Below are 25,103 nucleotides of genomic sequence, written 5' to 3' on the forward strand. Positions count from 1 at the left end.
TCAACCGTTGACGACAAGGTGTATTCCGTTATCCCATTCCACTGTGCGTGTGTTACCCGAGATGCTGTCATCGACAATATTCCCGCTTCCCTGCTGCAGCACATTGATATCAGCCAGGGTGATACGTGTACCATCCACGTTGATATTCAGCGTATCGCCACTGCCGACCATACCACTGATATCCTCATTGCCGATATCGAAGGTATCACCGTCCAGCAGATCGGTTCCGGTGAAGTCGATGGTCTCCACGTTATTGAACACCGACGCCAGGTCCAGACCTTCGATACCGGCATCCGACAGATTGTCACCCGACAGGGCGTCCACGATGGCCACGGTATCGCTGCCGGCACCGGCGTCCAGGGTTGCCGAACTCAGTGCGCTCATGTCGAATGTCAGCAGGTCATCCTCGGCTGTCAGTTCGAACTGCTCGACGGATGACAGGGTATCGGTATCAGCGCCCTGCTCGACCGTTGCCGATGAAGCACGCACTGTACCGCCTGTCACGGCAGTGGCCGAGGTACTGTAATCTGCCGTATCCACGCCGGTACCTCCGGTGAGAATGTCATCACCGTCACCACCGATCAAGCGATCATTGCCGGCTCCACCGTCGAGCGTGTCATCACCGACTCCACCGTCCAGTACATCACTGCCCGTGCCTCCCTGCAGCATGTCCTGCCCCCCCATTCCACTGAGCTGGTCATTGCCGGCACCGCCAACCAGGGTATTGTCAGCCAGATCGCCCGTCAGGGTATCATCACCATCAGTACCCACGACATTCTCGACATTCCGGACGATGTCGTTGTCGGCACCATCGAGAACGGCGCTCGTTGCGACACTACCATTGAGTGAAATGTCGACGAACGATGCGGTACCGTGACTACTGTAATCCAGCGTATCCGATCCACTACCACCGTCGATGGTGTCCGCGCCCTCGCCAGCGATGATCTGATCATCTCCGGCGTCACCCGATACGATATCGTTGCCACTGCCCCCCGTCAGTGTGTCGCGTCCATCGCCGCCATTCAGGGTATCGTCGCCGGCGCCACCATCCAGAATGTCGTTTCCAGCTCCACCTGTCAGGACATCTCCACCAGAACCGCCTGACAGAATGTCATCACCGGCATCGCCGGAGAGGGTATCGGCACCACCACCACCGCTGATCGTGTCATCGCCATCGTTACCAAGCAGGTCATTGGAAGCGGCATCGCCGACAAGAACATCATCGCCTGTCGAGCCGGTGACATCCTCGATATTGACCACGGTGTCATCATCGACACTCCCTCCGGAGAGGCTGGCAGTCGACGGGACAGCACCTGCCAGTGTCAGAGAGACTCCACTGACACCTGTCAGACCCGAGTAGTCGACCCGGTCCCGTCCGCTACCACCGTCAATGAGATCGCTACCCGTGCTGGCCAGCAGAGTGTCATCCCCAGCACCACCATCCAGCGAATCACTACCTGTTCCGCCATCCAGGGTGTCCGTACCGTCGCCCCCGTCGAGCGTATCCTCGCCGCTGCCTCCTGTCAGAGTGTCATCACCGGATCCGCCGACCAGGTCATCGTCACCCGAACTGCCGTGCAGGGTGTCAGCTCCGGCGCCCCCCTGAAGCTGATCGTCGCCGTCACGACCGTTGATCTGGTCATCGCCATCACCGCCAGACAGAATGTTGTCACGGAAATCACCTGTCATCGAGTCAGCACCCGACGTGCCAATGATGTTCTCCACGTTGCGAACCAGATCATCTGCAGCGTTCTCGACGGCAACACTGGCGCTCACACTGCCGTTCAGGACAACCTCCAGGGATGTGGCGCTACCGTGGAGACTGTAGTCGAGCGTGTCGACATCATCACCACCATCGAATACGTCCGCCCCCTCGCCGGCAAGGAGCTGGTCTGCACCGGCACCACCGGACACGATGTCGTTGCCATCGCCACCTTCAAGCGTGTCATCCCCGGCACCGCCGGAGAGCGTATCGTCTCCATCACCGCCGTCGATGACATCATCACCGAGATGACCGGACAGTTCATTGGCCGCACTGTCCCCCGTCAGATCGTCATTGCCGATCGAACCGACGATATTCTCGATCCGGGTCAGTGAGTCATCGACGTCACCGGTAACAACTGCCGTCACGGTGGTCGCACCATCCAGTGCAACCGTCACGCTGCCTGCTCCGCTCATGCCCGAATAGTCGACGACATCGATTCCATCACCACCATCGATCTGATCGGAACCTCCGCCAGCCACGATGACGTCATTGCCCGCTCCGCCGTCAACCCAGTCTGCACCATCGCCAGCATCCAGCTGATCATCTCCGTCACCGCCTTCGAGTTGGTCTCTACCGGCATTGCCCGTGAGCTGATCATTGCCGGCACCACCACTCAGGGTATTGTCCGCACCATCGCCGGTCAGGGTGTCATCCCCCGAACTGCCGACAATGTTCTCGACATTGCTGACGATGTCATTACCGGACCCGCTGACCGCAGCCGTAGCTGCCACCGAGCCGTTCAGGGTGAGCGCTACCGCTGTAACGCTTCCCAGCGAACTGTAATCCAGGGTATCCGTGCCGCTGCCACCATCGATCGTGTCGACGCCATCACTGGCCAGCACCAGGTCATCGTCATCGCCGCCATCGATCGAATCATTGCCGGCACCGCCATCGATCTGGTCAGCACCTGACCCACCCTGGAGAATGTCGATGCCAGCACCACCCGCCAGGTTGTCATCTCCGTCACCGCCGATGAGCGTATTGCTGCCTGCATCACCGCTCAGGTTATCGTCACTGCCCGTACCAATGATGCTCTCGATATTGACGATGGTATCGTTGCTGCCATCAGCCACGGTGGCCGTCGTCGTGGTTGACCCGTCGAGTGCCAGCGTCACGCCGGTTGCGGTGACCAGGGCGGAATAGTCAACGACATCGTTGCCGGCGCCGCCGTCCATCGTATCCGCACCTTCACCGGCAATCAGCAGGTCATTGCCCTCTCCACCGACCAGGGTATCGTCGTTCGCACCGCCATCCAGCGTGTCATTGCCTTCGCCACCGATCAGCGTATCGGCACCAGCACCGCCATCGATCTGATCATTACCCTGCCCCCCGTCAAGCCTGTTGGCTTGATCATCGCCCACCATGACATCCGAGCCACCGGTACCGATCACGTTCTCGACATTCGTGATCGCATCATTGACATCACCGCTGACGACAACCGTTCCTGCACCCGCACCGGCCAGTGTCACGGCTATCGAAGCTGCGTTGGCGTGTGTACTGTAATCCAGCGTGTCAGAGCCGGTACCACCGTCGAACTGATCGGCACCCAGTCCGGCAAGCAGCTGATCGTCACCGTCCCCGCCTTGCACGATGTCATCACCGGCATCACCGCTCAGTTCATCGTTGCCGGTTCCCCCCTGCAGAGTATCGTTACCGATGCCACCCGACAGTACATCAACCCCGTCCCCACCGTCCAGATCATCATCACCTTCCTCACCCTGCAGCGTATCATTACCGGTATCGCCATCGAGGACATCATCGCCCGCACCACCACTGAGCTGATCGTCATCGTTGCCACCCGCCAGCAAATCATTATCGCTACCGCCGTCCAGCGTATCGCTGCCATCGCCTCCCGACAGCGTGTCGTCCCCTGCACCGCCAGCCAGAACATCCGCGCCTGCACCGCCATCCAGCGTGTCATTGCCTGCCTCACCACTCAGTGTGTCATCGCCCGAGTCACCCCGCAGATCATCCGCTCCGTCGCCACCCTGCAAGTCATTGTCGTTGAGATCACCGACAATGACATCATCGGCATCGGTGCCGATCACGTTTTCGACATTCACCACCGAATCCACACTCCCGGAGGCAACGGTAGCATCCACCAGAGTGGCCGAATCCAGATTCAAGGTAACTCCAGCCGTACCGCTCAACGAGGAGTAGTCCAGCGTATCGATACCCGCGCCACCGTCGAAGCGGTCAGCGCCGACGCTGGCAATCAGCCGATCATTGCCCGCATCGCCATTGACGATGTCGTCCCCGGCACCGCCATCGAGTGTATCGTCGCCGATGAAACCACTGATGGTATTGTCCAGCGCATCACCGGTGATGGTGTCTGCTCCCGTACTGCCAACAACATTCTCGAACCCGGCGATGCTGTCATTGTCTCCGCCATTGACGTTGACCGTCACGGCAGCACTGCCGTTCAGAACCACGCTGAGACTGCTGATGGCCAACGTGGAGTAATCCAGAGTATCCACATCCAGACCACCATCCAGCACATCTTCACCGGCGCTGGCATGAAAGTAGTCGTCGCCCGCCGCGCCGCCGAGAATATCATCGCCGGTGGAACCGAATATCGTATCGGTCTGTGCAGTCAGCACATACTGTTCGAAACCGCTGAAACGGTCTCTGTCACCATTGCCATCTTCGGCGGTGCCAGCATCGAAATCGATTTCCAGCGCTGTGGTGAATCCGCTGTAGTCCAGAATATCCGCAATACCGGCCCCCCCGGTCAGAACATCATCGCCGGCGCTACCCATGATGTGATCGTTACCGCTACCACCTTCCAGAATGTTGTCTTCGGCATCTCCGGCAATGTAATCATCGCCTGCCGTACCCACCAGGTTCTCGATACCACTGAGCGTCTGATCGATAGAACCGCTGACGCTGACCGTGACCTCACTGGATTCATCCAGAGTGACGCTGATGCTGTTGCCTGCACCAAAGCTGCTGTAGTCCACCGAATCCTCACCAGACCCACCGGCGATGCTGTCGGCACCGGTGGACGCAATGAAACTGTCGTCACCACCACGCCCGTGCAGCTCGTTGTCGGCACTGTTGCCGACGATACTGTCATCCAGATCGGTACCTCGCACCGACTCGACATCGCGCAGGATATCAGTTGCCAGTCCCTCGACCGTTGCAGTGCTGTCACCGGAATCCGTCAACACAACCGTGACACCACCATTGGCACTGAAGTAGTCCACCTCATCAATCTGATCACCCCCATCGATGATCAGACCACCGCCGCGAACATGAAACAGATCGTTGCCATCACCCCCTTCGGCGGTGAAGGTATACAAGTCAGTGACGGATACCGTGTCATCACCATCACCCAGAACCAGCGTGGCCCCGCTATCATTGATCTGAACAATATCGTCGCCCTCGCCCGTATCCAGGCTGATGGTACCCGCATCGATCTCGACATCATCCTGACCGCTGCCGGTTTCCACACTGACGCCATCATAGGCGATCAGTACGCTGTCATCACCGGCATTGGTCTGAATGAAGGCACTGCTCTGACCCGTGGTGATATTGTCGTTGCCCGACCCGGTGATCAGTCGAGTGATGGAGTTGAGTGTATCCGTTCCACTTCCGCCCTTGTTGACCAGGTACTGACTACCCGTATCGATGGAACTGGAGATGACCGTGGTGAAGGCGCTGTAGTCCATCGTGTTGACGCCGCCGTAGCCGTTTATGTAGTCATTGCCACCGGAACCGATGAACAGGTCATCACCACCATAACCGTAGAAGTAGTTGATGAAACTGTCTCCGGCAAAGTAGTCATCACCGGCAGTGCCCCCCACGCGCTCGATATTGATCACGGTATCATCATCACCTCCATTGACGGTTACCGTTGTTGCATTTCCCCCATCCAGCTCGACGCGTATGCTGTCCACTCCCGGTGACAGATGGTAGTACAACAGGTCATAGCCACCCGTGCCACCGTCGTAGTAATCGGCACCCTCCGAATCATAGAAACGGTCGTAGCCACCGCTGCCGCCATACAGGAAATCGTCTCCGGCACCACCATCCAGATTGTCATTGCCCGCATCTCCATACAGCGTGTCCACACCATCGCCGCCTCTGAGGTAATCGTCACCGCCATTGCCGTGCAATACGTTCTCGCCTTCATCACCGGTAATGCGGTCATTGCCCAGACTGCCCGACAGATTGACGACATTGATCAGTTGATCCACTTCATCATACAGGCCGGTGTCCGCATCGGCGTCGCCGACATTCACGTTATAGACACCATCGACGCCCGTGCTCATGTCAGCGTTGATGGCCCGCAGCGAATTGTCATAGGTCACCTCATTGCTGCCGGCCCCACCATCGAGAATATCGTTGCCGGAACCCCCGGACATCAGATCATCGCCATCACCACCCTGCAGATGATTGTCAAGGCTGTCACCGTGCAGTTCATCGTCACCGCTGCTGCCGATCACATTCTCGACATTGCGGACTTCGTCATTATCCGAACCGCTCAGTACGGCCTGGACCGTCGCGCTGCCTGCCAGGGTGATCGTCACCGCCGTCACGCCGACCTCGGCAGAATAATCCACCGTGTCGACCCCGTCATCACCATTGATGCTGTCGATGCCGGCACCGCCGACAAAGGTGTCATCACCCAGAAGTCCTCTCAGACTGTTGGCGTTGTCATCACCGGTGATGAAATCGTCGAATCGGGACCCCTGTACGTTCTCGAGGCTGACAAAGGTATCGCTTCCACCGTCACCATCATCGCTGGCCTCATTGTTTGACAGATCCACGACGATTCCGGCAGCCGCTTCCTCGTAGTCGACGGTATCGTTGCCATCTCCGCCATCGAGCAGATCGATGCCTGCCCCTCCGGCAATCACGTCATCCCCAACAAGCCCCTGCAGGTGATTGGCTCTGTCATCTCCCGACAGGGTGTCGTTGCCACTGGTGGCTATGATGTTCTCGACATTCTTCAACTGATCATTGATGGTGCCTACCTGCGACACGATGGCCAGAGAGTCACCGTCGAGCTTTACCGATATGGAAGAGGTATCGGCCGTTGCGGAATAATCGGCTGTATCACTGCCCGCCCCACCGTAGTAGAAGCTCTGACCGGTGCTTCCCAGAAAGGTATCGTCGCCCGCTTCTCCGTCGATGGTGTTGGTACCGCCCACGCCTCCGGACAGGATGTCGTCTCCATCGCCGGCCTGGAAATCATTGTCATTACTGTCTCCGATCAGTGTGTCGGCACCATCCGTACCTCGAACATGTTCGACGTTTCTTACCGTGTCATCCACCGAACCTGCAACGGTAACCGTGGCAGCAGTACTGCCTGTCAGTGTCAGACTGATGGAACTGGCTGCCGAGTGCACACTGTAATCCAGCAGATCATTCCCGGCCCCGCCATCGAAATCGTCAGCGCCGTTGCCCGCATTGAAGGTATCATCGCCATCGCCACCGTCGAGCAGATCATCACCGTCACCACCGGTCAGCACATCATCATCACCGCCGCCGATGAGGGTGTCATCGCCTTCACCACCATCAAGCACGTCTACGTTCGACCCACCGGACAAGGTGTCGTTGCCACCGGCACCGAACAGGCGATCCATGCCGACAGCGCCTTCCAGGTAATTGTCCGACTCATCACCGGCAATGTCATCCGCACCACCGGATCCGATGACGTGGGCAAAATTCGCGGCACTGTCCACTTCACCGGTGCCGTGAACCACATCGAAGAAGCCACCCACCGTGTTCGCCATGTCCGCGGTGATGCCGGCACTCGAATCGGCGAAACTCAGTGTGTTGGTGCCGCTACCGCCGTCAAGCCGGTCGTTCGACGTACCACCTCTGATCACGTCATCGCCACCCCGCCCCTCGATGGTATTGACACTGCCACCGCCGTAGATGATGTCATTGCCTTCCGTTCCGATCACATTCTCGATGGCCTGCAATTCATCATTGTCGGCAGCGCCATCGACAGTCACCGTTACCGGGTTGCCGCCATTGAGCTGCACACTGATGAAATTGATTCCCCTCTCGCGCGAATAGTCGACCGTATCCGAACCATCGCCACCCTTCAGTACATCGTAGCCGCTCCCCCCGGTGAGAATGTCATCTCCTCCGGCGCCGTCCAGCACATTGGCCAGGTCATCACCGATCAGCAGATCATCTCCTTCGGAGCCAACGACATTCTCGACTTCGCTGACTCGATCGGTGTCGTTGCCATTGACCAGCACATCCACCGCATTGCTGCCATCGAGCTCGACACTGATGCCTTCCCCGACACCGTAGCTCGAGTAGACAATGGTATCGATGCCATCACCGCCAATCAGCGTGTCGGCACCACCTCGCCCTTCCAGCGTATCGTCACCATCGCTCCCCTCGAGACGATTGACCAGGTTGTCACCGGTCAAGCTGTCGTTGCCGGCCGTACCGATCAGGTTCTCGACATTTCTGGCCAGATCATTGGTACCTGCAGCGCCGTTTACCGTGATGGTCGTCGTCGAGCTTCCGCCCAGTACTGCCTGCACATTGGTGATGTCGGCCAGGGTCGAATAGTCCACGGTATCGTTGCCATCCCCCCCGTCATAGGTGTTTTCACCATGACTGGCAATCAGGGTATCGTTGCCCTCGCCCCCGGACAGCGTATCGTTACCGTCTCCACCATCGAGCACATCATCGCCGGCCATCGCCTGCAGCGTGTTGTTTTCGGCATCACCATTGAGCACATCATTGCCCATGGTGGCAATGACATTCTCGATGGAAGCAATGCTGTCATTGTCGCCGTCGGTGACCTGTACCACACTGGGTGTCGAACCCGACAGATTCACCTCGATACGACTGATGCCCGGCAACCCGGAGTAGTCGATGGTATCGGAGCCGACACCACCGTCCAGATTGTCCTGCCCCTGGCTGGCACTGAATACATCATCGCCACCGAGAGATTCGACGATATCGGCTCCGGTGGATCCGGCAATACTGTCGGCCTGTTGCGACAGGGCATAGGATTCGAAGCCACTGAAGGAGTCCGTGCTGCCATCGGCTGAATAGCTTGCAGTACCGTTGTCAAGATCTAGCGCGATACCGACGCCATTGAGGTCATCGAATCGCAGTTGATCACCGCTGGTGTGCGCACCACCATCCAGTACATCACTGCCGGTGCCGCCGTAGACGATATCATCGCCGTCACCACCTTGTATCTCATTGACCAGGTTGTCACCGGCCAGCACATCATCTCCGGCACTGCCCGTCAGGTTCTCGATGTTGCGTAGAGTATCGTTGTCCCCGCCTTGCACTACCACGGTGGAATCGGCAGATCCCTGCAAGGCGGCACTCACACCACCGGCCAGGGCGGAGTAGTCCACGGTATCGACACCGTCCGACCCGTCAAGGGTATCCGTGCCTGCACTTGCCTTGAAGGTGTCATCACCATCATTGCCGATCAACTCGTTGCCGGCAGCGTCTCCGGCAATGTCATCGTCATGAGCAGATCCGCTGATGTTCTGGATATTCTGCAGCGTGTCCACGAACCCGAAACCATCATCACTGGCTTGCTGCACGGACAGGTCAACGGTGATACCGGCATCCGCCTCCTCATAGTCTGCCGTATTGTCCCCGGCACCACCATCCAGCGAGTCATTGCCGGCAAAGCCGGACAGACGATCATCACCAGTGCCGCCCGACAGACTGTTCGAACCGGCATCACCTTCCAGAACATCATCGAAATTCGAGCCCGTCAGATTCTCGATCTCGAGCAGTATGTCATTGCCGCCATCACCGTCATTGGTCGTGACGCCGCTTTCGATGCTGGCCCGAACACCTGAAGCGGCAGCCGAGTAGTCCACCGTATCGATATCAGCACCGCCATCGAGTGTATCGTTGCCGCCCGCGCCGATGAGAATGTCGTCGCCATCATCACCGGACAACACATTGTTGGCTGAATCACCGGTTATCGAATCAGCGCCCGCCGAACCGCTCACATTCTCGATCTGTACCAGTGTATCGGAAGAACCGTCGCCATCATCCGTGGTGGTATTGGCAGCCAGATCGACGGTCACAGCACCGACCGCCTGACCGTAGTCGATGGTATCCATGCCGGCTCCACCGTTCAGTGTGTCGGCTCCCCCGCGCCCTTCCAGAGTGTCATTGCGATTGCCTCCGAGCAGGATGTTGTCCTCGGCATCACCGACCATCGTGTCATCGAAGACCGTACCCGTGACGTTCTGGATCTCCTGCAGAGTATCCGAACCCCCATCGCCATCGAGAGTTGCCTGCCCGGAGCTCAGGTTCACATTGATGCCCGAGCTGGCACCACTGTAATCGGCCGTGTTGATACCACCCCCGCCGATCAGCACATCCTGGCCGGCAGCCCCACTGAGCACATCGTCACCGTCACCGCCATCGAGCCGGTTATTGCCGAAGTCGCCTCGCAGATCATCGTTGTAGTCCGATCCAGTGAGATTCTCGATATCGATCAGCGTATCCGTACTGCCATCACCATCGTCAGATGCGCTGCCGTCGCTCAGATCGACCGTGACTGCCGCCGCTGCGTCACCATAATCTGCCGTATCGATACCCAGCCCACCATCCAGGGTATCGGCACCTGCACGCCCGATCAGCTCATCACTGCCACTGCCTCCCTGCAGTGTATTGGCGCCATCATCGCCCGCAATCAGATCATCCTGATCGGAGCCCACCACGTTCTCGATATCGACCAATGTATCGGTGGCCAGGTAACCATCGGCCAGCGCCTGACCCAGGGCCAGATCGACATCAATGGCATTGCTCGCAGCGCTGTAATCCACCGTATCCGAATTACCCGCACCGCCATCGAGAGTGTCGTTTCCGCCAGCACCGATCAGCGTATCCGCCCCAACGCCACCGGACAGCCTGTTGCTCTGGCCATCGCCGGACAAGCGATCATCATGGTCCGAGCCTTGTACATTCTCGATGGCGATCAGCGTATCGGAACTGCCATCTCCATCATTACTGGCACTCTGGCTTGCCAGATCCACCACCACTCTGGATGCAGCCTGCGAGTAGTCGACATCGTCCACACCATCTCCACCGTCGATGACATCTCTGCCTCCGGCACCACGCAGTACATCATCGCCGTCACCACCACTGAGTTCGTTGGCGACATGATTGCCGTACAGCGTATCGTTCTGTGAGGATCCCAGAACATTCTCGATGCGCAACAGGCTGTCGCTGGAACCGTCTCCATCAATTGTTGCCGCATTGGCTGCCAGATCTACCGACACCTCGCCGGCGGCGGTCGAATAGTCCGCAACATCATTACCACCGCCGCCGTCGAGTACATCAATTCCGGCACCACCGGTCAGTCTGTCGGATCCACCATTGCCCAGCAGCGTATTGTCACTGGCATCACCTGCCAGTACATCATCGAAATTCGAACCCGACAGATTCTCGATACCCGACAGGGTGTCCACCCCGCCATTGCCATCATCACTCGCCAGATTGGCGGACAGATCCACATTCACTGAACCACTGGCCTGTGAATAGTCTGCACGATCCACCCCGTCGCCTCCGATCAGCGTGTCGTCGCCAGCCAGTCCCTGCAGGATGTCATTGCCCAGACCACCATCCAGAGTGTTGGCATTGCTGTCGCCCGTGATCACATCATCACCCTGACTGCCGATCACGTTCTCGACTGCTGTCAGAAGCTGATCATCGGAGCCCGTGACGCTGACAGTCACACTGTTCTGACCATCCAGTTCCACGCTCACCGCATTGGCATCCACCAGCGCCGAATAATCCACCGTATCGGATCCATCACCGCCATCCACGCTGATTTCACCCAGGCCCAGGGTGATCCGATCATCCCCGTCCGCGGCTTCGATGCGTTCAGTACCGGTTCCCGATATCAACACATCGGCAAAATCCGAACCCTCCAGTTGCTCGATATCGATCAAGGTATCAACCGTGCCGAATCCATCTTCACTGGCAATACCGGTAGACAGATCGACCGTCACGCCCTGTCCCGCATCGATATAGGTCACCGTGTCGGTATCACCGGTACCGCCATCCAGAATATCGTTACCGGCAGCACCCACCAGCATGTCGTCGCCAGCCAGTCCCTGAAGATGATTGCCCTCACCATCTCCGATGAGTGAATCATTGCCCGCTGTTCCGATCACGTTTTCGATTCGCACAATGCGATCGTCTGCACCACCGCTGACTTGTACCGTACTCTGGTTCTCACCATCCAGTACCACACTGATGCGCTGCACCCCTGCCAGCGAGGAATAGTCCAGCGTATCCGAGCCTGCGCCACCATCCAGCGTATCGCTGTTTGCAGAAGCGCCCAGTGAATCATCGCCGGCCCCGGCCTCGATCCGGTTCTGTCTGCCATCACCGACAATCCGGTCCGACTCATCGGTGGCAATCACGTTCTCGATATTGCGAATGGTCTGATTGTCACCATTGGCGATGACCACCGTCGAATCGGCAGACCCTGCCAGCGTCACATCGATCGATTGCCCGGAGGCCAGTCCGGAGTAGTCCACCGTATCCAGACCAGCGCCGCCATCGGAGACATCCGCCCCGGCGCTGGCGATCAGTGAATCCTCTCCATCACCGCCCAGCAGCGTATCCGCACCCTCGCCCCCGTCGAGCGTGTCATTGCCGGCACGACCTTCCAGACGGTTCTCCCCATCGTCGCCGGTCAGTGAATCATTACCGGCCGTGCCGACCACGTTTTCGATGCCGGATATGCGATCATTCTCACTGCCGGCCACCGTGACCGTCGTGACGGTATCGCCCTGCAACACGACCGACACCGAGGTGGCTGACGAGAACGTGCTGTAATCCAGGGTATCCGAACCCTCGCCACCCGAGAGTTCGTCGGCTCCACCACTGGCTATGAAGCGGTCATCTCCATCCAGAGCCTCAAGGCGATTGGCCGAGATATCACCACCCAGTGTATCGTCGCCGAGGCTACCCACCAGATGCTCGATGTTGGCAATCGTATCATCATCGCCTCCATCGACACTCACGACAGTGGCACTGGCACCGTTGAGGATGGCACTGATACCATTGACATTGTTCAGGCCCGAATAGTCGAGTACATCGGCCCCATCGCCGCCATCAATCGTGTCCCGGCCTGCCGATGCGGTAATGGCATCGTCTCCCGCTCGCCCTTCGATACGATTGGCACTGCCGTTGCCGACTATGGCATCGTCCTGAGCCGACCCCACCACATTCTCGATGTCGATCAGCGTATCGGTTGCCTGGTATCCATCGGACAAGGCTTCACCCGACTGCAGATCCACATCGATGGCAAATGCCGCCGCGCTGTAGTCAGCCGTGTCCGAGCCTCCGGCACCACCGTCCAGCGTATCATTGCCGCCGGCACCCACCAGGGTGTCCGAACCGGCGCCACCGGACAGTCGGTTACTGTCTGCATTGCCGGTCAGCTCATCATCGTGTGCCGAACCCTGTACATTCTCGATGGCCGACAAGGTGTCAAAACTGCCATCGCCGTCATTGCTGGCGCTCTGGATATCCAGATTGACCACCACCCTGCTGGCCGCGGTAGAGTAGTCGGCCGTATCCGAGCCATCCCCACCATTGAGGCGATCGAAGCCACCGCTGCCTCGCAGCACATCATCTCCCACGCCGCCACTGAGTTCGTTCGCCTCACCATCCCCGAACAGGGTATCGTCCTGCGAGGAGCCGACCACATTCTCGATACTGAGCAGCGTATCGCTTGCTCCGGATCCATCGGCACTTGCCGTATTGGCCGACAAATCCACCGATACACTGGCGGAGACCGTCGAATAATCTGCCACGTCATCGCCCAGACCACCATGCAGAACATCAACTCCGGCCCCACCGATCAGTGTGTCTGCCCCACTGTTGCCCAGTAGTTCATTGTCACTGGCATCACCAACCAGGACGTCGTCGAAGTTCGAGCCTGACAGATTCTCGATCCCCGTCAGGGTATCCGTGCCTCCATCGCCGTCATCAGCAGCGCGATTCGCGGACAGATCCACATTCACTGAACCACCTGCCTGCGAGTAATCCGCACGGTCGGCCCCCTCACCGCCAATCAGCGTATCGTCACCACCCCGGCCTTGCAATGTATCGTCACCCAGACCGCCTTCCAGTCTGTTCGTGCTGTTGTCCCCGGTGATGACATCATCACCCTGACTGCCGATCACGTTCTCGATCGCCGTCAGCGTCTGATCATCCGATCCGGCGATACTCAGGGTGACGCTGTTCTGGCCGTCCAGCTCCACGCTCACGGCATTCACGCTCTGCAATGCCGAATAGTCCACCGTATCGGAACCCGCTCCACCATCCACATTGACGGCGCCCAGATCCAGCGTGATCTGGTCATCACCGTCGGCGGCCTCGATGCGCTCGGTGCCACTGCCAGAGGTCAGTTCATCGGCAAAATCCGAGCCTTCCAGTCGCTCGATATCGATCAGGGTATCCACACTGCCAAACCCGTCCTGACTGGCGATGCCGGTGGACAAGTCCACTACCACACCCTGAGACGCATCCCTGTAGGTCACCCTGTCGGACCCACCGATGCCACCATCCAGGATATCGTTTCCTGCCGCACCAATCAGCGTATCGTTGCCGCCCCGACCTTCAAGGCGATTGTCTGCGCTGTCGCCGGTCAGTGTATCGTTGCCTGCCGTGGCGATGACATTCTCGATTCGCACGATGCGATCATCGGCACCACCACTGACCTGAACCGTACTCTGAATCTCCCCATCGAGAGTCACGTTGATTCGCTGAATACCGCCGATCGTCGAGTAATCCAGCGTATCCGAACCAGCGCCACCATCCAGGATGTCGCTGTTGGCCGACGCCCCCAGGGTGTCGTCACCGGCACCGGCTTCGATCAGATTCTCCTGATTGTCTCCGACGATACGATCCGATTCGCTCGTGCCGATGACATTCTCGATGTTGCGAATCGTCTGGTCATCTCCATTGCTGACGATTACCGTGGCATCGGCAGAACCCGCCAGGGCGACATCGATCGACTGCCCCGAGGCCAGACCCGAATAGTCCATGGTATCCACGCCGGCACCACCATCTGCCACATCAGCCCCTTCACTGGCAAGCAGCAGATCCGTGCCATCACCACCAAGCAGCGTATCGGCCCCCGCACCGCCGTCCAGGGTGTCATTGCCGGCCCGACCTTCCAGCCGGTTCTGCTCGGCATCACCGGTCAGGACATCATTGCCGGCGGTTCCCACCACGTTTTCGATCTGCGTGATCCGGTCATCGTCTCCGCCTGACACTGTCACCGTGGTGACATTGGCTCCCTGCAGGGCCACCGATACCGAGCCGGCTCCGGACAGACTGCTGTAATCCAGCGTATCCGAACCCGCACCACCGATCAGTTCATCAGCCCCGGCACTGGCAATGAAGCGATCATCTCCATCCAGGCCTTCCAGGCGATTGACGGATACATCACCTCCGAGCGTATCGTCACCGGTACTGCCGACCAGATGTTCGATATTCGAAATGTTGTCATCACTACCGCCATCAACACTCACCACGGTGTTGCTGGCACCGTTGAGCGTGGCACTGATGCCATTGATACCTGTCAACGCCGAATAATCCAGCGTATCCGATCCAACGCCACCATCGATCGTATCGCTGCCGGCCGATGCCGTAATGGCATCATCCCCATCCCGCGCATCGAGGATATTACCGCTGTCACTGCCGACCATGACATCATTCTGATCAGAGCCCACCACGTTCTCGATATCGATCAGGGTATCGGAAGCCAGATAGCCATCCGACAACGCCAGACCTGCCGCCAGATCCACATCGATGCCATTGGCCGCCGCGCTGTAATCAACCGTATCCGAACCGCCCGCACCACCGTCCAGCGTATCGTTGCCACCGGCACCGATCAGCAGATCGTCCCCTGCCAGGCCCTCCAGTCGATTGTCCTCACTGTCCCCGATCAGGGTATCGTTACCTGCGGTAGCGATGATGTTCTCGACCCGCACGATACGATCATCCGCAGCACCGCTGACTTGCACGGTACTCTGCACTTCACCGTCGAGGGTCACATTGATGCGCTGAGCAGCTGCCAACCCGGAATAATCCAGAGTATCCGAACCATCACCCCCATCGATGGTATCGCTGCCGGCCGACGCGCCAAGGAGATCATCACCAGCCCCGGCCTCGATCCGGTTCTCCTGATCGTCGCCGACGATTCGATCGGCTTCATCGGTGGCAATCACGTTCTCGATATTGCGAATCGTCTGATCATCCCCATTGGCGACAATCACCGTGGCATCGGCAGAACCCGCCAGGGTCACATCGATCGACTGTCCGGCGGCCAGGCCCGAGTAATCCATGGTATCCACACCGCTACCACCATCCGCCACATCGGCCCCCTCACTGGCGAGCAGCAGATCGCTACCGTCACCGCCGAGCAGCGTATCCGCCCCTGCGCCACCGTCCAGCGTATCGTTGCCGGCCCGGCCTTCCAGGCGGTTCTGCTCGGCATCACCACTCAGTGTATCGTTGCCCGACGTACCTACCACGTTTTCGATCTGCGAGATCGTATCGTTGTCACTGCCATTGACCGTCACGCTCGTCACGTTCGACCCTTGCAATGCCACTGATACCGAGCTGGCTGCGGACAGGCTGCTGTAATCCAGAGTGTCCGAACCGGCACCACCGATCAGCTCATCGGCTCCGGCACTGGCAATGAAACGGTCATCACCCTCCAGGCCTTCGAGTCGATTGACCGAGACGTCTCCACCGAGCGTATCGTCTCCGGTGCTGCCTACCAGATGCTCGATATTGGAGATCGTGTCGTTATCACCGCCATCGACATTCACCACAGTGGCGCTGGCGCCATTGAGTGTGGCACTGATGCCGTTGACACCGTTCAATCCCGAATAATCCAGCGTATCCGAACCCACACCACCATCGACGATATCGCTACCGCTGGATGCCGTGATCGCATCATCGCCACCCCGGGTTTCCAGACGATTGGCACTGTCGTTGCCAACGACCGTATCGTTCTGATCCGAGCCCACCACGTTCTCGATGTCGATCAGCGTATCAGTGGCCAGATAGCCATCGGACAATGCCTGACCCGACTGCAGATTCACATCGATGCCATTTGTCGCGGCGCTGTAGTTGGCCGTATCGGAACCACCTGCTCCACCGTCCAGGACATCGTTGCCACCCGCCCCGATCAGCACGTCGTTACCGGCGCCACCGGACAGCTGATTGCTCTCTGCATTGCCCGTCAGTTCATCATTGTGCACGGAACCCTGAACGTTCTCGATGTCCGACAAGGTATCGAAACTGCCATCGCCGTCGTTGCTGGCAGTCTGCGTGGCCAGGTTGACGACGACCTGGCTGACGGCTGCGGAATAATCAGCCGTATCCGAGCCGTCACCACCTTCGAGCCTGTCGAAGCCACCGGATCCGCGCAAGACATCATTGCCGACGCCACCACTGAGCCGGTTGGCATTGCTGTCGCCATACAGATGATCATCCTGCGAGGATCCCACCACGTTTTCGATTCGCAGCAGGGTATCGCTGGATCCATCGCCATCATTGCTGGCTGCATTCACCGACAGGTCCACGGCAACGTCTCCAGCGGCCGTGGAGTAGTCCACCACATCATTTCCCGAACCGCCATCCATGACATCAAGTCCGGCACCGCCACTCAGTGTGTCTGCGCCACCATTTCCCTGCAGGGTGTTGTCACTGGCGTCACCGATCAGCACATCATCGAAATTCGAACCCGACAGATTCTCGATGCCGGACAGGCTATCGGTACCACCATCGCCGTCATCGATTGCCCGGTTCGCCGACAGATCGACATTCACCGCACCCCCGGCCTGCGAGTAGTCCGCGCGGTCTTCACCGTCACCGCCGATCAGCACATCGTTGCCACCCAGCCCCTGCAGCGTATCGTTGCCGAGCCCGCCATCGAGCAGATTCGCATTGTTGTCACCCGTCAGTACATCATCGCCCTGACTGCCGATGACATTCTCGACCGCTCTCAATGTCTGGTCATCACCAGCGTTCACGCTGAGCGTGACCGAATTCTGCCCATCGAGTTCCACACTGACCGCATTCGCACTCGTCAGCGTCGAGTAGTCCACCGTGTCCGACCCAGCGCCTCCATCGACACTGATCGCTCCCAGCCCCACAGTGATACGGTCGTCTCCCGCTGCGGCCTCGATACTGTCGGTACCACTACCCGAAGTCAGATCATCGGCGAAGTCCGAGCCTTCCAGTTGTTCGATATCGATCAGTGTATCCACACTGCCGTATCCATCTTCACTGGCCACACCAGCGGACAGATCCACGATGACACCCTGACCTGCGTCGATATAGGTCACCGTGTCGGACCCTCCGACACCTCCGTCCAGCGTATCGTTTCCGGCCGCCCCCACCAGTGTGTCGTTACCGGCCAGACCTTCCAGGTGATTGTCGGCACTATCGCCGGCGAGCAAATCGTTACCGGCCGTGCCGATCACGTTCTCGATTCGCACGATGCGATCATCGGCACCACCACTGACCTGCACCGTGCTCTCGTTCTCACCATCCAGTGTCACACTGATCCGCTGGATATCGGCAAGGGTCGAGTAATCCACCGTATCCGACCCTGTGCCACCATCGAGTGTGTCGCTATTGGCCGATGCACCGAGCAGATCATCACCGGCGCCTGCCTGTATCCGGTTCTGCTGCGCATCACCGACGATCCGGTCGGACTCATCGGTGGCAATCACATTCTCGATATTGCGAATGGTCTGATCGTCTGCATTGGCAATGAACACAGTGGCATCGACAGAACCTGCCAGCGTCACATCGATGGACTCTCCTGCGGCCAGGCTCGAGTAATCCACCGTATCCAGTCCGGCACCACCGTCTGCCACATCCGCACCTTCACTGGCAAGCAGCAGATCATTCCCATCGCCACCGAGCAGGGTATCCGCATCAGCACCACCATCAAGGGTGTCATCACCGGCTCGACCTTCCAGACGATTCCGAGCATCGTCACCTGTCAATGTATCGTTGCCGGCGGTACCCACCACATTCTCGATCCCGGAGATCGTGTCGTTATCACCACCATCGACCGTCACGGTGGTCACAGCCGCCCCTTGCAGTTCCACCGATATGGCATCGGCCGTGGACAGTGTGCTGTAATCCACCGTGTCGGATCCCGCACCGCCCTGCATGTCATCGGTACCGGCACTGGCGATGAACCGATCATCACCCGCGAGCCCCTGCAGACGGTTGTCGGACTGATCACCGCCGAGTGTGTCATCACCCGCGCTGCCAGTCAGGTGTTCGATGTTCGATATCGTATCGTCATCGCCACCATCGACACTGACCACGGACTCACTGTCACCGTTGAGCAGGATGCTGATGCCGTTGATGCCACTCAGCCCGGAGTAATCCAGCGTATCTGCGCCATCGCCACCGTCGAGTGTGTCGCTACCGGCAGAGGCATTCAGATGATCATCACCGCCCTCAAGGCTCACGATGTCCTCCTGTACACTCCCTTCCAGCGTATCTGCCTGCTGTGTACCGATGTATCTCTCGAATCCGCTGAACGTATCGACCGACAGATCGCCGGTGAACACGGCTCTCTGCAAGCCGAGATCCAGTTCGAGGCTGCCGCCGATCAGGTCATCAAACCGCAACACGTCACCGATGACATGCGCGCCGCCTGACAGTACATCGGAGCCCAGACCGCCGTAGACAGTATCGTCGCCACTGTTGCCACTGATTTCGTTGTCGCTGCCATTGCCTTGCAATACATCGGCATGGACGCTGCCCTCGACATTCTCGATGCTGCGCAGTTCATCTTCGCCGCCAAAGCCGTCATTGGCCGTGGTACCGGTTGAAAGATCGACCGAGACGCCACCACTGGCATCGGCATAACTGACGGTATCCTCCCCCTGATCCCCGAACAGCTGATCATTGCCTTCTCCACCGGTGAGCAGATCATCACCTTCACCGCCGGACAATTGATCATCACCCGCGCCCCCGTCCAGTACGTCGGAGCCAGCCAGTCCCTGCAGTCGATTCATCTGCTCATCGCCGCTGATCCTGTCCGCGCCGCTGGTGCCTGTCACGTTCTCGATATTGCTGATGGTGTCATCGTCCGCACCATCCACCAACACCTGAACTGCTGTGGCACCATCAAGATCGACCTGAATGCCCGTGGCACCACTCAGACCGGAGTAGTCAATGGAGTCGTCGCCCAGACCGCCATCGAGGGTATCCGCACCATGACTGGCAGCGATTCGATCATCTCCAGCGAGTGTGTACACGCTATCGACATCCTCGGAGGTCTGCACGATATCGTCCTGCCGCGTGGTCAGATAGCGTTCGAATCCGGTAAAGGTGTCGGTACTGTTATCCGCCGCGTAGACAGCGGTTCCGAGGCCGGTCCCCAGCGTCAGGGTGATACCCACCGACCCCAGTTCGTCGAAGCGCAACTCGTCATGGCCATCACCGCCTTCCAGCAGATCACTGCCGGCACCACCGAAAACCGTGTCATCGCCTGCACCACCGATCAGGTGGTTGGACAGTGCGTCACCACCGAGCAGATCGTCCCCTCGGGTTCCGGTCACATTCTCGATGCGGGTGATGCTCTGCATGCCGATGCCACCGACATCCACGTTCACGGTACGTGAACCATCCAGCGTGACACTGATGGAACTGGCCTCGGTCAGAGACGAGTAATCGATACTGTCGCTGTCACCTCCCCCGTCCAGTACATCTGCACCGGCACTGGCCAGGAAGCTGTCCTCGCCAGCCGCGCCGAATACCGTATCGGCAGCAGCGGATCCGCGGATCAGATCATCCTGACTGGTCATGTAATACAACTCAAACCCCGTCAGGACATCCGTGCTGACATCACCGGCGAAGAAGGCGGATCCGGCCTCCAGGTCCAGTGTGACACCATGGTTCAGAAGGTCATCGAAATGCACTTCATCCAGCAGACCTTCACCACCGTCCAGGATGTCCGAGCCGCTGCCTCCGCGAATGACATCATCACCTGCCGAGCCGGTCAGCGTATTGGCACGAGCATCGCCGCTGATGACGTCTCTGTCGTCAGTCCCCACGATGTCCTCGACGCCTGAAATACTGTCCTGGCCACCGAAACCATCATTGATGGCGGTGTTCTCCGACAGATCGACCGAAATACCACCCCGGGCCTGACTGTAGTCGATGACATCGGTACCGGAACCTCCGATATAACTGTCATCGCCCTCACCGCCCAGAAACCGATCCTTGCCGGAATCACCCAGCAGAATATCATCGCCGGCGCCGCCATCAAGCAGATCATTACCTGCCGAGCCAGCCAGTTCGTTATCCAGCGAATCGCCGGTGAGAATGTCGTTGCCCGCCGACCCGACAATGCCTTCCACGGTGGTTATCTGATCATCGTCTCCCCCCACCACTGTCACGGTAATGGTTCTGCCTTCGTCCAGTGTCGCCTCGATATGGTCGATTTCCGACTGCAGCGAATAATCGACGATGTCCTGCCCACTGCCCCCCACCAGTACGTCGCTGCCCTGACTGCTGTGGAAATGATCATCACCGCCCAGGCCTTCTACCTGGTCGATGCCATCGGATGTCAGGATGGTGTCATCCTGATTCGTTGCCGCATAGGATTCGAAGCCACTGAATCGATCGGTACTGCCATCGATGCCGTAGGAGGCCGTGCTGGTCACCAGACTCAGCGTTATACCGTCGGCCGTCAGATCATCGAAGCGCAACTGATCGTTGCCCTCTCCACCGAACAGCTGATCCGATCCTTCGCCGCCGCTGATGACATCGTCCCCGGCCAGACCGTAGAGGGAATTGGACAGATCGTCCCCGCCCAAGCGATCATCACCCGACGTGGCAAGGATGGTTTCGACATTTCTGACCTGATCATCGTCAGCGCCATTGACCGTCACCTGGGCATAGAGACTTCCGGACAAGGTCAGCTCGATGCTGTCGGCCTCCGTCAGGGCAGAATAATCCAGAACATCGATGCCGATACCGCCGTCATGACTGTCACTGCCATGGCCAGCCAGCAAGGTATCATCACCGGCCCCTGCCAGAAGTGTATCGTCACCATCGCGACCATCCAGTACATCATCACCAGCCAGACCGGACAGCGTGTTGGCGCCCGCATCGCCCTGCAAGGTGTCATTGAACGCAGACCCCGTTGCCGATTCGATACTGTCGAAGGTATCCTGCCCCCCTTCGCCATCCTCTGTCGGTTCAGCGGCAGCGAGATCCACGGTTACCGCTGACCGGGAAAACTCGTAGCTGGCCGTATCCTGCCCTTCTCCACCGACAAGCATGTCATCGCCTGAACGACCGATCAGGGTGTCATCGCCCTCGCCACCGCGAATGACGTTGTCCTGCGCATCACCGGACAGTGTGTCCGAGAAGCGACTGCCAGTGAGATCCTCGATGCCATCGATGGAGTCACGTCCGCCGAAGCCATCATTGCTGACTTCACCGGCTGACAGATCGATATTGACGCCAACCGTTGCCACCGAATAATCGGCACTGTCCCGACCTTCACCACCGATCAGAACATCATTACCGGCAGCACCGATCAGATCGTCGTCTCCCGCCCCACCGTCAAGCACATTGTCGCTGGCATCGCCCTGCAGACGATCATCACCTGCTGTACCGATGATGTTCTCGATATTGCGGATCGTCAGGTCATCGCCGCCGGTCACGCTCACCAGTGAATCCTGTTCACCGTTCAGTACGGCATCAACCTGACTGACGTATTCGGTCTGACTGAAATCCAGCGTGTCTGTGTCGGCTCCACCATCGAGTCGATCGTTGCCATCACTGTGCAGGAAGGTATCCGTGCCACTCCCACCTGAGACATCATCCTGGCCAGCGCCACCATCGAGCACATCAGCTCCCGCTGCCCCATCGATGACATCGTCACCTGCATCGCCCCAGATGAACTGGTCAAGCTCGTTACCGCTCAGCTGGTCAGCATGAGCGGACCCATGCAGATCCTCCACGTTTCGCAGGCGATCCGCATTGCTTCCATGGATGGCCGACACATAGCCATCGGCATCGCTCGCAGCGCCCAGATCAACCCTGACCCCTTCGTCGATATCACTGAAATCCGCGACATCCCGTTCACCGTCACCGCCATCCAGCGTATCACTGCCATCACCACCGGAGAGTCGGTCATTGCCATCGCCAGCCTCGAGAATGTCATCGGCATCACCGCCACGCATCACATCGTCGAAATCCGTACCGATCACCTTCTCGATACCGCTCAGGGTGTCGATGTTCGACTCGTCCACGATGACATTGTCTTCGTCCAGGGACAGATCCATCGTGATGGGACCGGTAGTCAGGCTGTAGTCTGCCGTGTCGATGCCTTCTCCACCGACCAGGGCATCATTGCCACCGCCGCCAACCAGCACGTCATCACCGGCGCCACCTTCCAGACGGTTGTCTTGCCGATCGCCCGTGAGCAGGTCATCACCTGACCCGGCGATGATGTTCTCGACACCCTTGATCTGGTCCACTTCCAGATCCGGCCCTTCCGGGTCTACCGTGACGTTGGAGAAACCATCAACCAGCACGGAAAGATCGGCATGCACGGCCGTATCCAGAGCGCTGTAATCCATGGTGTCGACACCCGAGCCGCCGATGATCTGATCCAGACCTTTGCCATGCATCAGGTGATCATCACCCGCTTCACCATCCAGGGTATCGTTGCCGAGACCACCGTCGATGATGTCATCACCACCGCCGCCCTGGATGAAATCGGTGCCTACCGAACCGGTGATGTGATCATCACCAAAACCCGAGAAAACCCGATTCGGATTCGGGTTGTTGGCCAGCACCCACACTTCCTCGCCTGCGCTGTTGGTGTAATTGAGCTCGGTCGCACTGAGCACATCCTTGACTTCGAATTCACGGCTGTCCTCGGACGTCAACAGGGTTTCGGACGGTACGGCCAGTTCCAATCCTTCGGAATCCAGCGATCCGACCTGAAACTCGGAGGTCACCGAAAAGTCGACGCGGAATCCCTCATCCGAGGGTACGCTGTAGATCAGATTGAAACTCAGTAGCCCCTGCTCGTTGAGCTGCGGATCATTGATGATCCAGGCATCGCCGACCTTGTCGGCATGCTCGATCACGAATCCGTCAGGAAAACCCTTGAGACTCACTTCGGTGACCTTGAAACCTGCCGGAAACGTCGGATTCATCTCGATCACACGCGTCATGGTATTCGCGTCGAAGTAATCCGGATTGTCGGTATGAATGATCAGGTCATCCGCCACGGTGCCATAGTTGAGCACTTCGGTAGAAAACTGGGCTTCGTTGGCCGGATTGAAGACCGACTCCTCCGAACCACCGCCACCGAGCACCTTGCGGGTGTCGACACCGTCAACAACCTCCACGGCTTCGACACGTCCTGGCTGCAACAACGCCAGATCGAACAGGATCTCCGCTTCCGGCACATCGGGCGCCTCGCTGGATGAGGAGGCTGCCGCCGATGAATCCGCACTGGCCGTTTTGCTGTTCTCCAGAAACGTATCGCCTTCCTCATCCACGGCCTTGCGATCGTACTTGCCCTCGTCACTGGCCACTTCCACATTCGGCGATGCCGCCTGCTGCGCCTCGTTCATCGACACGATGGCCTGCATGATCGCTGCGAGCACATCCGGTGGTGTCTGTTCGGACTCTTCCTGATCTTCCGATTCTTCCTGCTCTTCTTCGGACGTCTTGAAACTGTCTTCCAGCAGGCTGGTGACGGCCACGAATTCCTGCATGGTGAGGTTCTGGATCTCGCCAACCTTGGACAACAGCAGATTCGGTGAAACCGGCTCTCCGTCGAATGACATGAGTGGCACCTCTTCGTCGTCGAACAGGAAGAGGGCCAGCCCCATCAGGACGATACGATCACCGTTCTCCGGATCGGTCAGAATGACATCCGTATCGATGATGTCGACAGCCACATCGTCGAATGCAATACCACTGAGCAGCAGTTCGCCACGCGGTTGTACCGCGACCTGTTGCTGACCACCTGCATTGAACTCGATGTACTGCTTGCCGGGCTGATTCATTCAGAAAACGCCTTTCAGGAACTCTGGAGCAGTTAACGGCCTGAAAAGTGGAATCGAGAGGTACAGCACACTCTGCAAAAGGTTACGTCATACCCGGCTGAGGCTGCCGGTGATGCGAATTCAACAGCAAGAATAGTATTTGACGACATCTACCATACTAGTATACCGTTACTCCCATACTTGCTCGACTCGAAAACAGAGAGGCCTTCACGGCGGCGGTTTCCCGACCATCGTGCCGACACCTGACTCGAATCCGATCGGCGGTA

The 25,103-nt window shown here is 58.5% G+C and carries 1 protein-coding gene; it reads right to left on the minus strand.

Going from position 1 to position 25,103, the window contains the following annotated elements; genetic code table 11:
• On the minus strand, positions 1–24,837 hold the full coding sequence (locus ACUNV4_RS10465) for a hypothetical protein (protein ID WP_430878487.1): 24,837 nt from the start codon (positions 24,835–24,837) through the stop codon (positions 1–3).
• Between the last annotated feature and the right edge of the window lie 266 nt (positions 24,838–25,103).

This window comes from Granulosicoccus sp. 3-233 (genome assembly GCF_052681095.1).